Genomic DNA, 13,608 nt, shown 5'->3' with positions numbered 1-13,608 from the left:
TTATGCCCTTAATTTCCAAGAAGAAAAATCTTATAGATGGTTACAGGGAAGAAAGATTTTGGGTGAATAATCAAGAATATCATGGCTCAATTATAATTTTTCCTGAAAAGGTGATTGAATTGAAAGAAAGTGATATAAATAACAAGGAGTATTTTAAATCTTTTTTAACAGAGGAAATAGAGATTTTGATAATAGGTACTGGTAAGATACGCGATTGTTCAATGAAGTCTTATCTTATGGAGCAAAAGAATTTAAATTTTGAATTTATGACGACGGGTTCTGCATGCAGAACCCATAACGTTTTAATATCTGAAGATAGATTTGTTGTCAGTTATCTGATAGCATGTTAGAGATATTTACACAGAGTTTTTTTATAAACAGTCTAATTGCGGTAATTATGATTAGCCTAGTCACAGGAGCTCTAGGTTCATTTATGATATGGCAAAGGTTATCGTATTTGGGTGATAGTTTGTCCCATTCTTCATTGCTTGGTATTGCACTTGCTTTGATCTTTAATATCAGCCCATCGGTAAGTATAATGCTCATTGCAATTATGTTTGCTATACTACTTTCTCTTAATTTTAATAAATTATACTCTGCTGATACGATATTGAACATAGTTACCAATGTAGTTTTATCATCGAGTTTAATACTTATGTCTTTTCTTCCATCAGGTAATAATAGTATTATTAGCTCACTTTTTGGTGACATATTAATGATTGACCAAAGTAATATAATATCAATTTTTCTAACCTCCGTAATAGTTACTTTGATATTAATATTTAGATGGCGCTATTGGCTGATGATTTCGATTAATCAAGATTTGGCAACAGTTGAGAAAGTACATGTTAATTTTGTTAGGCTAGAATTTTTGATTATACTCGCTATCTTTATTGCAATTTCTGCTCAATTAATAGGAATATTACTCATTGCTGCATTTTTGTTAATACCTGCTGCATCAGCAAGACTCATTTCAAAAACTCCAATGCAAATGATTATTGTTGCAACAGTTTTTTCTGTGATTTCTGGAGTATCAGGTTTGATATTATCTGCAAGTTTTGACTTATTAACTGGACCTGCAATTATACTTATCGCAGCTGTGTATTTAATCATTGCTTATTTTATAAGATTGGTGTTAAGTAGATCGACTTAATTTTGGTCTCGGAAGTTCATAATTCATTAACAAATGAGTGTAACTATCTGAGCGTAAAGTAGTTTTTGCTACGTTGTTTTTATGTGCTAATTGTTAATTTGTGGAGTGAAAGATATGGCCGAAGGATTTTTTTCTAGATATATAGGACAGCCTATAAAAAATTTTTATAATTATGTTACGGGAAAGAAAGAAGTGTCTGATGATATGCAGAATACAGCAAATCAAGAAAGCTCAGAATTGTTGGAAACTGATGTGCAATCAAATGATGTACCACCAAATAGTGATAATATAATATAGATGGCATGAGAATCACGCCATCTAAAGTTAAAAAATTCCTTGAGAAACCCGATACTTTAAGTGGTGTATTAATTCATGGGAGTGACAATAGTAAGGTCGATATTTTTGTACAGGAAATAATTGCCAACTTGAATGAGTATTCAGTTCAGGTGATGGATTTTGCAGTAGTGAATAAGTCGCCTGGCTTGTTATTTTCCGAGTTGGCAAACATTTCGATGTTTACTAAAAAAAGGTTAGTTAAGCTGATAAATGTCAGTGGAAGTATATCTAAAGAGTTAAGAAACATATTGGATCATAATATAGGCGATCATTATATAGTAATGATAGCAAATGATCTTCCATATAGTTCTACAACTAAAAGTTATATGGAAAGCTCAAAAATTTTCGGTGTCATTACCTGCTATAAGGACAGCGGTAGTAATCTTTGTGATATTATATCAAGTTACTTGAAACAAAATGATATAGAGTGCACAAGTGAGATAATCTACCACTTGCAGTCTTATTTTAATCATAGCAAACTGCCTATATATTCAGAGCTTGAAAAATTAGTTTTATATCTAGGAAAAAGAAAAGATCTTAAACTTGCTGATATAGATCTATGCTTTTCAACCTCCGGCAATGATTATGTTACACTTGATAATCTGTGCTCTGCAATAGTGAGTAAAGACATGGGACAATTCATCAAAATTTCCGATGTATTGATATTACAAGAGAATTTTTCACCGATAGCATTAATCCGTATTATATCAAATTATTTTCTACGGCTAGAAAGCGTTTTGCTGTTAATACAAAATGGAATGAATGAACAAGCTGCAATTGACCAGCTGAGTCCTCCATTGTTCTTCAAACAATTGCAGAGTTTTAAATCTCATTTGAAAAGTTTGCAACTTTCAGAACTTAAGAAGATCTTAGAAAATTTGATGAGCTTGGAAGTGACTTGTAAAAGAACTGACTTGGACCATAAAATGATCTTTCAGCATGAGATTAACTATTGGTGTTATTCGTTCAGCAGAGTAGTAAAATAAGGTAGACGAGAAAAAACAACTAAATGTTGTCATGAAAGTAGCTGACACTGGGATGGCTGTGCGCCGTAGAAACACGGAAAGTGTTGAAGCTGTGCAGTAGATGAGGGAGGGCCCCTCGGAGCCGGTTTGCAAGAGCAGGCTTCAAACAGCCATAAGCTGCTTTGGTAAAGAGCTAAGGTAGTGAGCGTTATGGAAAAGGCACAATTATGTGTCATGTATGAAATAGAGAGACGAACGCAAGTGAACCACTGATGAAGTGTCGAAAGCGTAGAGACGACGTCAAAACCAGGGGGTAGTCGTTAACCTGGGATGAATCTACTGGGAGCTTGTTTACTGGGTAGGTGGCGTCCGGCATAAAAGTGGCGTGAATCTATTTTAGGCTATTGCATGGAACTACGGGAACCTGTCGTTTCGATGAAAAGGGAGAAGTCCAAAGAGCTGATCTCTGAGGATGAGAGTACCGATGCGAAAAACAGGGGCGGATTAGCTCGTAGTAGCGAAGAAGTTTCTGTAATGGAAATGGAGTGAAGGGGCTAAGTTATTTAGTTTTAATTATTTATCAACCGAAAGGGAGGAGTTAATGAATAAAACAAAGTCTTTTGATATACCGAAGCAACTTATTTGGAGAGCTTATAAACAAGTATCGAAAAATAAAGGTGCAGCAGGTGTAGATGAGGTCTCGATAACAAAGTTTGAAGAAAATCTAAAGGATAATCTATACAAATTATGGAATCGGATGTCATCCGGAAGTTATTTTCCAGAGCCGGTAAAAGCTGTTGCGATACCAAAAGATACAGGAGGGCAAAGAATTTTATGTGTGCCTTCAGTATTCGACAGAATAGCGCAAACAGCAGCTACAATGTATCTTGAGCCGTTAGTAGAACCGAAATTTCACGAAGATTCATATGGTTATAGACCAAATAAGTCTGCGCTGGATGCGGTATACACAGCACGGAAGAGATGTTGGAAAAATGATTGGACGGTAGATCTTGATATATCTGGATTTTTCGACAATCTGGACCACGATTTAGCACTGCAGGCTATCAAGAAACACACAGACTGCAAATGGGTCATACTGTATGTTGAGAGGTGGATGAAAGCCCCCATTCAGCAAGCAGATGGCAGTAGGGTAACAAGGGATAAAGGAGTTCCGCAAGGAGGTTCAATAAGCCCAATCATTTCAAGCATATTTATGCACCATGCGTTTGATATGTGGATGAAACAAAATTATCCAACAGTACCATTTGAAAGATATGTAGATGATGCGATAGTGCACTGCAGAACTAAAAGACAGGCAGGATTTATGAAAGTAATGATTGAAGAAAGATTGGCTAAGTGTAAATTGAAGTTACATCCTGAAAAGACACAGATTGTGTACAGTAAGGATGATGATAGAAAAGAACAATTTCCTAAACAAAGCTTTGATTTTCTAGGTTATACTTTTAGACCTAGAGTAGCAAAGAATAAGATGAGGAATTATTTCATCTCATTTCTACCTGCAATTAGTAACAAAGCCAAGAAGAAGATCAAGAAAACCATAAAGTCATGGAGAATACATCGGATTACATGGACCACACTAGAGGAAATATCGAAGAAGATAGATCCAATAGTCAGAGGCTGGTTTCAGTACTATGGCAGGTTTTATAAATCAGAGATGTATCCATCTCTTAGAAATATAGAGAGATACCTCATAAGATGGGTCAGGACAAAATATAAGAAACTTCGTGATCACGGAAGACTAGCAAAGCAATTTCTAGGAAAAGTGAGAAAGAGGTCTCCAAGTATTTTCTATCATTGGACACTTGGGTTAGGATCAAAAGGCTAAATAATGGGAGCTGTATAAGCCGAGAGGTTTCCGTGCAGTTCTGCGAGAGACTGGTGGGGAAGCTCCGCCGGTCTACTCTCCTTGTTGCATCACTCAAGTAAAAAGAGCTAGCAGTTACTGACAAAATTCACTATAAGACAAGCATTTAACCTACGAAAGAAAAATATGTCACAAAAAATGAGAGTCAGTAACTGCCATGAATATAACAAATTTCTCCAAGAGAGGGGAAATATTTTTCATTTTATTAATGAAGCAATTGAGAATTGGTACGAAAAAGGTCCAAAAATGGCTGGTGGCAACTATATTTATAGCGATAAAGTTGTGATTTTAGTGCATATAGTCGCTAATCTCTTTAGAATTGGCTTAAGACAAACGGTAGGGTTTATAGAAGGGTATTTGCAGCAAATAGGAAAAAATTTGCAGATTATCAGCTATTCACAAGCTTCAAGGAGGTTTAGAAAACTCAATATTAAGATCAGTGACTGTAGAGTTAACAAAAATGATACGGAAGGTATTGAAATTGCCATAGATAGTACAAGTATCAGATAATACCCCTGGTCACAGTAAGGAAAATAGCGAAGTATCGCAGTTATAAACAGGTAAGAAAGCTGCATGTAATGCTGGAGATAGGTAGCAAAAAAGTCATAGCTGCAAAATATAGTAGAGGAGTTTATTCTGATCATTACGGAACCTGTGATCTTATTGAAAGAGTTGAAGCTCAATATAAGCACACTGTATGGAGATAGGGCATATAACCGAAAGAAATTATATAAATTGTGCAATGAACTTGGGATAAAGACAAAAATTCCTCTGCAAAATAATGCAGTAGAGCATCCAAAGTTAGACTATATGGCAGAGAGAAATGCTGCAATTAGACTAATAAAATCATATGATAAAGATAATATAAAGATGTGGAAAAGGCAAATAAACTACGGAAAAAGATCTTATATAGAAAGTTTTTTCTCGCGACTGAAACAAATATTCGGATTTAATTTTCGTAACAAATCTGAGATTAATCGTGAGAAGGAACTGCTACTCAAGTGTTATTTGCTTAACAAATTTACTGATTTTGGTATGGCTAAATTTGAAATAGTTACATGAATTTGTCGTAAATCACCACTACATGAAGTGTTATGCAACAAAGCCCACTGGGATCCAGAAATATGGGATATGTATAGAAGTTATTTTAAAATACAACGTTTTGGCGAGATTATGGATTCCAGTGTTAGCTACTTGAATGACAGGAGCAGAAACTGGAATGACAAGAAATCTAATATTTTCACATTTCCTGAACAATGCTTATTGGTGTCATTCAAAATACATTCGGTGCATTTAAACCTTTTGTATAATTCTTTGGCTTTCTTCTAACCTTGCAATAATGCTCTCTCTACCGATAAAAATTAATAATTTAGCGAGTTCTGGACCTGTTTCTGTTCCTGTTAAAGCGAGGCGCAACTGCATAAATAGATCTTTTGCCTTTATATCAATTGTCTGTCGAATATTTTTAACCCACTCTGATAATGTGTTTTCATTACAATCACCTTGAGGTAATGTGCTTAGCGCTATTTTTATAAACTCTTTATTAAGAACCACAGGTTCTATACCAAATTTGCATATTTTCCACCATTTGGCCACTTCAGAAAACTTTTCTATATTACTCCTTATAAAATACCAAAACTCTGAGCCAATTTGACTTAAACGATCTTGCACCATTTCAAATGGCATTTGTTGTAGCACTTTGCTATTTAGCTTATACATTTCACTCAAGCTGAATTGTAAAGATGCTGAACTAAATTTTTTGATATCAAATGAGTCAATTAAAGACTGCATATCAATATAAGCTTCTATCGGATCAGATGTTCCAAGCTTTGCTAAATAGCTAGTTAGCGCCATTGATTCAATCTCATCTTCTCTTATGGACTTAATATCCAGCCCGCCTTTCCGTTTCGATATTTTGCTATCATCAAAGTGTAGTAAGGGAAGGTGGGCAAAGATAGGAATTTTCGCTTTTAATGCTTGAATCATTTGAATCTGAACTGCGGTATTAGTTACATGATCTTCCCCACGTACAACATGGGTTACATTAAAGTCAATGTCATCAATAACAGAAGGTAGCATGTACGTATAAATTCCATCTTCTCTTTTTACTACAGGATCGCTGATATGAATTGTTGCAATATTTATTTCGCCTTTAACTTCATCATTCCATTTTACAGTTTTATTTCTATCCAATTTAAATCTGAAATGTGGTTTTCGTCCTTCTTGCTCATAACGAATTTTCTCTTGCTCAGTTAAAAGCAACGCACCTTTATCGTAAACAGGGGGGAAACCTTGTTTTAATTGCAATTTTCGTTTAGTGTCTAATTCTTCTCTTGTTTCATAACATGCATAAATATGACCTTCTTTCATTAACTGTAAGAACACCTCGTTATAGCGCTCAAAACGCTCTGATTGCTTAAAACTTGAATTCCAATTTATGCCAATCCATTTTAGGTCTTCTATGATATTATCTACATATTTGATATCTGAACGCTCAAGATCAGTATCATCAAAACGTAGTAAAAATTTTCCATTTTGATTACGTGTGTACATCCAACAAATGAGTGCAGTGCGTATGTTTCCTACATGTAGGTAGCCAGTTGGGCTTGGAGCGAATCTTGTTAGCATTTAAATGATTACTTTAGTTTATTTTAATTTTATATAAATGTACTGCTAAAGCAAGATTCTTCTTTGTCTTGGTGTTAGTTGCTACAAAGTACAGCGAACATGAAACCTTTTTGTTAGAGTTCCATGATCTGCCTAAAATACTCTGAAAGCACGGCTTTAGTTATTTACTCTAAATATATTATACGTATACTTGTTATTAAATTAAATTTGAAATGATAAGAAATGAGTGAATTTAAATCAATCCGCAATATTGCAATAATTGCACACGTTGACCACGGAAAAACTACTTTACTTGATAACATGTTAAAACAAAGTGGCACGTTTCGTGAGAATCAAGAAGTTCAAGAACGAGTGATGGATAGTGGTGATCAAGAACGTGAACGTGGGATTACAATACTTGCAAAATGTACGTCAATAATGTGGGGTGATGAGAAAATCAATATCATTGATACACCAGGACATGCGGATTTTGGTGGAGAAGTGGAAAGGGTGCTCTGCATGGCAGATGGTGTATTACTACTGGTTGATGCTGCAGAAGGTCCAATGCCACAGACTAAGTTTGTGTTGTCAAAAGCACTAAAGGCAAATTTAAAACCGATTGTGATAATCAATAAGGTTGATCGACCAGACAGCAGAATTGATGAAGTACTAAATGAAATATATGAGTTATTTTTTAACCTTGATGCAACCAACGAGCAACTAGATTTTCCAGTACTCTATGCTTCAGGTAGAAATGGTTGGTGTGCTAAGGAGCTATCTGATGAGAGAAAAGATTTAAGCCCATTATTTTCAACGGTGATAGATTACATAAAACCTTCCGTTTATGATCAAAATGCACCTTTTGCTATGCTAGTTACTTTACTTGAATCTGATAAATTTCTTGGCAGAATATTGACAGGAAAGATTTACCAAGGAATCGCGCAAGTTAACTCAGATCTTAAGGTAATTGATCTTGATGGTCAAGTGGTTGAGCGAGGGAGATTAACTAAGTTACTCTCATTTTCTGGCTTAAAACGCGTTCCAGTAGAGCAAGCTGTAGCTGGTGATATCATTGCCATTGCAGGACTTGAGAAAGCTTCAGTTTCAGACACTATAGCAGCACCAGAAGTTACAACTGCGATCAGCTCAACTCCAGTTGACCCGCCAACAATGGCGATTACTATAAGCGTGAATGACTCACCTTTTGCTGGGCAAGAGGGAACAAAACTTACCTCAACTGTTATAAAAGATCGTTTATATGCAGAAGCAGAAACAAACGTTGCAATTACTGTAACTTTGGCTCCAAGTGGTGAAGCATTTGAAGTAGGTGGACGTGGTGAGTTGCAGCTTGGGGTACTGATTGAAAATATGAGAAGGGAAGGTTTTGAACTTTCAGTTTCACGGCCTCGAGTGCTGTTTAAAGAAGAAGATGGCAAAAAACTTGAACCTATAGAGGAAGTAGTAATTGATGTAGATGATGAGTATAGTGGAATCATCATGGAAAAACTTAGCTTTCGAAAAGGTGAAGTAACTGACATGAGACCTTCTGGTAGTGGCAGAACTAGGTTGACATTTTTAGTGCCATCAAGGGGATTAATTGGCTATCAAGGAGAATTTTTAACTGATTCTCGCGGCACTGGTATAATCAACCGTTTATTTCACAGTTATGCTCCACATAAAGGTTCAATTTCCGGAAGGCGTAATGGGGTTTTAATTTCAACAGACAAAGGCGAAGCAGTAGCGTATGCAATTTTCAATCTGCAAGATAGGGGAATTATGTTTGTTAAGCCACAAGATAAGGTATATTGTGGTATGATTGTCGGTCAGCATAGTCGTGACAATGATTTAGAAATAAATGTACTTAAAGGTAAGCAATTAACAAACGTAAGAGCTTCAGGTAGCGATGAAGCTATAAAGCTTACTCCACCAAAAATAATGACACTGGAGGATATGATAGCATATATAGACGATGATGAATTGGTAGAAGTAACTCCAAAATCTATACGTTTGCGTAAGAAGTTCCTCGATCCAAATGAACGTAAACGTGCAGGAAGGGCGAAGAATAAAGAGTAATCAACGTTCCTGATAAAAATCTGGATGAGCTACTCGGATAACACCATCATAAAGGGAACCAGTGTCAGTTACTTGAGCAGGTACTGGGATGACAAGAGAAGGCTACAAAGGTGTCATGCAAGTAGCTCATCCAGCTTTTTTATAATCATCGAAAACATTGTATTTTAACATTACTTTTATACTTATAAGTTTCTAGGCACTGGATTTGTTGTAGACTTACTCTATCACTTTACCCTCTTATTTTACCACTCTCCTGCCTATATATTTTTATATGAGGATTTTTGCAAAAGTTTCGCATTTTTTGTAACATGATTTTCAGTATGTGTAACCTAAATGCAAATTGATCACGAAACTAGTGTAATTATTGAGGCCATAGAGAAATTTGGTGGTGAGGCAAGGCTTGTTGGTGGATGTGTTAGAGATTCAATTTTACAGCGTGACATTCACGACATCGATCTTGCTACTAATCTGCTGCCTAATCAAGCAGTTAAAGCGTTAAAACTCCGTAATATAAAAACTATTCCAACTGGCTTAAAACATGGAACTATTACTGCGATTTTAAATAAAAGATCCTTTGAGATTACAACGCTAAGGCATGATGTAAAGTGTGACGGTAGACATGCGAAGGTAGAATTTACTAATGATTGGCAAGCTGATGCTTCAAGGCGCGACTTTACGTTTAATGCTCTTTATGCAGACAAATATGGCCATATATACGACTACTTTGGTGGCATTCAGGACTTAAAAGCACGAAAGTTAAACTTTATAGGTAACGCTGAAGATAGGATTAAGGAAGACTATCTACGTATTTTAAGAGCGTTTCGTTTTCACGCTAAAATATGCATAGGAGATTTAAGTGATGAAATATTGGATGTGTGCAAAAAGCATTCGCACATGATTCAAAACCTCTCTGGAGAGAGAATAAGAGAAGAAATATTTAAACTCTTGGAATGCAATGATCCTGCTCCAACACTTAAGAGCATGCAAAAATCTGATGTTTTACAAAAAATTATTCCAAAAGAAGTAAAATGCGAAATTTTATCTTCACCACTTCTTATCAACACTAAACCTCCTACAAAACCCTCAGCGTATGGCCATACGCCTTTCCTAGATCCCACAATCGATGCACTAACAAAATTAGCGTTGCTTATTAGGACTGCTGAAGATAGAGTTAGTCTTGGAGAAGAAGTGAGCAAGTTTTTACGTCTTTCAAATAAGCAAAAGAAAAAGCTATTATTTTTATTATCAAACGATATCAAAACAGAGCTTTCAGAAAAAGAGCAAAAGAAATACATATCTTTATTTGGTAAGGAATTATATTGTGACTTAATGAAGATTTGTGGTATTGAGTCTGGAACAAATGTTGATGAGTATATTTCATTTGCTCATATATTCAATATTCCAAAATTTCCTTTATCTGGGGATGATCTAATAATTATAGGTCACCAGCCAGGAAAAAATTTAGGTAGAAACTTGGAATTGCTACGACAACACTGGGAAGACAGCTCCTACACTTTAACAAAGGAGGAGCTGTTGCTTTATGCTAAAAGTTTTATCTAGACCTTGCTTCTTGCTTCACACTTACCGGAGTGCTATTAGTGTGACTCATGGAAGAGTTAGGTGTGTATTCTTTTTTAGCTTTATCTGTTAATTCATATTCATTGTTTTCTTTTGAAGTTTGAACGCACATTTTCTGATCTGGAGATAAAAATTTATCTCGTATGCTTGATGCTAGTTGTAACAACTCGATATTACTTGAAAAAAATTCCATTCTACCTTTTATTAACTCCTCCGAAACAATTTCTTGGAGATTGCTATTATCTTTGCTATGAAAGTTGTTCAAGACAGAATCTGTAATTGCATTAGCAGCTTCCTCATCCCAACTTAAATTTTTCATGCATTTTTTAATAGAAAGTAACAGCTTGCCTTTTAACACACCATCACGTAACTCCTTATCTATATTTCCAATATTACAATATTTTTTGACAACTCCTTTAACTTCAGCTTCTATGATCTCACTTGCTAATTTTTTCAAATTATTTTTTAATAATTCAAGTAACTTATTGCTTTCAAATTTACCATCACTTTGATTTGATAGAGATTTTATAGTTTCACCAAGCACGTTATGGCAAAAGTGTTTTCCTTCAAGTTCAGGAAAACCTTTTTTCAACTCTCTATTTTTATGAGATAAAAATTCCTTGAGCTTCTTATTACTGAAAAGATCATAAGAACCATTTGAAAAGCTTGACTTCATAGAATGAAAAAGTGTTTTTTTTGTAGTAGATGCTATACTAATTGCATCTACCTCTTTAGTTTTTTTATCCATATCTTCTAACTTTGTATCAACATTTCTCTTCTCTTTTTTCAATTCCAGTAACTCTTGATTATTTAACTTTAGTTGTTTCTGTAACTGTTCTTGCGCAACTGACAAATTTTCCTTTAAGCTATCTATTTTAACTAACAGACCTCTTTTTTCTTCCTGTGGTTTTGTAATATCAGCTTTCGCTTGATATTCTGCTTGCTTACGTTCCTCTTGTAACTGCTCAATCTGCTTCTCTTTCTTTGCAGAAGTTTGCTTTAAGCTATCATCTATTCCAGCTGATTCCCATTCTTTACCTTTTTCTAATGTCTGTACTTGTTCTTGTAACTTTTTATTCTCTTCTTGTGAAGATTTTAATTTTCCCTCCAAATCTGCCTTTTGTTTCTTTATTTCAACGTTACTTTCTTCTAATTTCTGTGATTTTTCCTGCAATTTGTCAACTTCACTTTCTAATTCTTTTTTCTCTTTTTCAATGGTATTTAGATTAGTCTTTTCTTTCTCTAATTGTTGTTTAAGATTCTCTACTTCAGCATCTTTTTCCTTAGCTTGTTCTAATTCTGCTTGTTTCTCCTCAAGTTGATTTTTTAATTCCTTTATTTTAGTATCAGACTCGTTGTTTAACTTACTAAATTTACTCTTAAGTTCTGTGTTTTGCGCTCGTAGGCTTTTATTCTCTTTCTTCACAGTTTGATTTATATCTTTATTTTCACGAAATGAATTTATCAAATCGTCTTGCTCTTTTATTTTTTGGTCTTTTGTAAATATAGTTTGCTGTTGTGCATTATTTTTATTCTCCATTTCCTTTTTCTCTTGTTCTAATACTTCATTGAATTTCGTAAAACTAACTATTTTCCCATCTTTTTCTTCTATATCTGCTGAGAGCGTTTCTATTTTATTTGCAAATTCTTTGCTGCACTCAATTAATTCTTTCTGCAAATGTAATATCTCCTCAGACTTTTCCTTGAACTGTGCTAAAAATTCTTCTCCTCTTTTTTGTGCAATTTTTACCAATTCACTATAGTTCTTTTTAAGTCCTGCAAGTTTAGACTTTAACTCTTCATTTTCTAATTCTAAGTCTTCAATCTGCTGTGCTTGTGCTGCAAAAAATTTAGCAAATATTTCTTTTTCCTCTCCTAATGATTTTACTTGTTCTTTAAGTTTAGTAATTTCTTTCTCTTTTTTAGTTAATTCCTGATTTAAATTTGACTGATTTTCCTCCTTCTTACTACCTTCTTTCAACTTTTCTTTTAATCTCTCATTTTCATCCTTCAATTCCTTTTCTCTGTTAGAATTTAAAAGATCATCAGTCTGAACCACATTATCTGCAATATTGTAATGTAGGATACTCTTTGCCCATTGATTCCACTTTTCTGGCAACATTCGTCCAATTGTTTTTAGATATAGCCAAGCAAGCACAGTGGATAAGCTATATTTTTTTTTCCTTTTGTTTAGGTTCGTAATTAACCTTATTGTTAGCATTTAGCATAAAATTACCTAATTTTTAAAGTATTGAAGTTATATATATTAATATAATTATTAAATAAATAATAATATAAATGTTAAATTGTGTGAAAATTTTTATAGATTTTAAGTAGAAATACACATGTTCGTAAGCACAGAATTTGCTTTTTCTATTGCTCTTGCTAACATTTCTTGTTCATTGTGCTGATTTTTCACGTTGATTACCTGAGCTGCCAAATTTGCAGGGAAAGTGACCAAACTAACTTCCCATAGCTCCACTTGTTTTAACACTCGAGCTCCGCTTTCATGATCAACATCATACTCTATTGGTATATAGCCAATCGAAAGCCCGTTAATAGTTCCAGTTTTGAGCATTAAATATGCTTCCTCTGCTTTTTGAATACCAAAAAGCAAATGTGCAGTTATATATAGGCCAATATCATTTTCGCAAATATCCGTAATATTACCTATAGGCTCGCTCGGATTGTGCTGCCAAAGAAGTTTTATCTGACTTTTATTTAAGTTATTCTTAAATGCTCCTGGTAATATCAGATCATTTTGCTTATCAACTATATTAAAAACGCTCGCATAGCCAGAAAATACTCCGTTTTCTTCTATGCTTTTTATTGATAATGGTGAATAGAGAAATTTCTTATTCATAAGTCCTCCTTGTAAATTATGGTATTGGGTTTGCCAGCGCTCTGAGCCAGCTTAAAATGTTGTATAGATTGTTTTCCTATATCTCAGGATGAGTATAAGGCACTACAATATAATTCTATTGTATGCAGTGCTTTGAAAATGTGGAAGT

At 34.5% G+C, this 13,608-nt stretch carries 11 protein-coding genes and 1 pseudogene; 9 read left to right on the top strand and 3 right to left on the bottom strand.

Going from position 1 to position 13,608, the window contains the following annotated elements:
* The first annotated feature begins 2 nt into the window (after positions 1-2).
* The 7 genes and pseudogenes from WP_RS00865 (at position 3) to WP_RS07925 (ending at position 5,401) form a co-directional block, all read left to right on the top strand.
* Positions 3-350 (top strand): Mth938-like domain-containing protein, encoded by a 348-nt coding sequence (locus tag WP_RS00865; RefSeq protein ID WP_007302686.1) that lies wholly within the window; start codon positions 3-5, stop codon positions 348-350.
* Positions 344-1,153, top strand: a complete 810-nt coding sequence (locus WP_RS00860; RefSeq protein ID WP_007302687.1) for a metal ABC transporter permease — start codon at positions 344-346, stop codon at positions 1,151-1,153. The genes WP_RS00865 and WP_RS00860 overlap by 7 nt, the downstream gene beginning before the upstream one ends.
* Before the next feature lie 114 nt (positions 1,154-1,267).
* Entirely contained in the window at positions 1,268-1,450 is a 183-nt protein-coding gene (locus tag WP_RS00855) for a hypothetical protein (protein ID WP_007302688.1), read from the top strand.
* 5 nt (positions 1,451-1,455) lie between these two features.
* Complete coding sequence (holA, locus tag WP_RS00850) at positions 1,456-2,475, top strand: DNA polymerase III subunit delta (RefSeq protein WP_007302689.1); 1,020 nt, start codon at positions 1,456-1,458, stop codon at positions 2,473-2,475.
* 387 nt (positions 2,476-2,862) lie between these two features.
* Positions 2,863-3,003, top strand: a complete 141-nt coding sequence (locus WP_RS07510; RefSeq protein ID WP_019078704.1) for a hypothetical protein — start codon at positions 2,863-2,865, stop codon at positions 3,001-3,003.
* 52 nt (positions 3,004-3,055) lie between these two features.
* Positions 3,056-4,300 carry a group II intron reverse transcriptase/maturase gene (gene ltrA, locus WP_RS00845; RefSeq protein WP_007302363.1) on the top strand — a complete coding sequence of 415 codons (1,245 nt, stop codon included), beginning with the start codon at positions 3,056-3,058 and terminating at the stop codon, positions 4,298-4,300.
* 165 nt (positions 4,301-4,465) lie between these two features.
* A pseudogene (locus WP_RS07925) lies at positions 4,466-5,401 on the top strand (IS5 family transposase).
* A gap of 231 nt (positions 5,402-5,632) precedes the next feature.
* Here the strand turns inward: WP_RS07925 and gltX are convergent.
* A complete protein-coding gene (gltX, locus tag WP_RS00830) occupies positions 5,633-6,967 on the bottom strand; it encodes a glutamate--tRNA ligase (protein WP_007302690.1) in 1,335 nt (444 codons plus the stop codon).
* 222 nt (positions 6,968-7,189) lie between these two features.
* Between gltX and typA the strand changes: the two genes are divergently transcribed.
* Positions 7,190-9,019: a translational GTPase TypA gene (typA, locus tag WP_RS00825; RefSeq protein WP_007302691.1), complete on the top strand. Its 1,830-nt coding sequence runs from the start codon at positions 7,190-7,192 to the stop codon at positions 9,017-9,019.
* 333 nt (positions 9,020-9,352) lie between these two features.
* Positions 9,353-10,579, top strand: a complete 1,227-nt coding sequence (locus WP_RS00820) for a CCA tRNA nucleotidyltransferase (RefSeq protein ID WP_007302692.1) — start codon at positions 9,353-9,355, stop codon at positions 10,577-10,579.
* Here WP_RS00820 and WP_RS00815 read toward each other — a convergent pair.
* Both WP_RS00815 and WP_RS00810 read right to left on the bottom strand, forming a co-directional pair.
* On the bottom strand, positions 10,572-12,719 hold the full coding sequence (locus WP_RS00815) for a coiled-coil domain-containing protein (RefSeq protein WP_231834417.1): 2,148 nt from the start codon (positions 12,717-12,719) through the stop codon (positions 10,572-10,574). The genes WP_RS00820 and WP_RS00815 overlap by 8 nt on opposite strands.
* Before the next feature lie 207 nt (positions 12,720-12,926).
* Entirely contained in the window at positions 12,927-13,460 is a 534-nt protein-coding gene (locus tag WP_RS00810) for an HK97 family phage prohead protease (protein WP_007302694.1), read from the bottom strand.
* Positions 13,461-13,608: the final 148 nt, after the last annotated feature.

The organism is Wolbachia endosymbiont of Culex quinquefasciatus Pel, from assembly GCF_000073005.1.
Classification (GTDB): Bacteria; Pseudomonadota; Alphaproteobacteria; order Rickettsiales; family Anaplasmataceae; genus Wolbachia.
The sequence above is the reverse complement of the archived record's forward strand: the minus strand, read 5'-3'. Positions and strand labels throughout refer to the sequence as shown.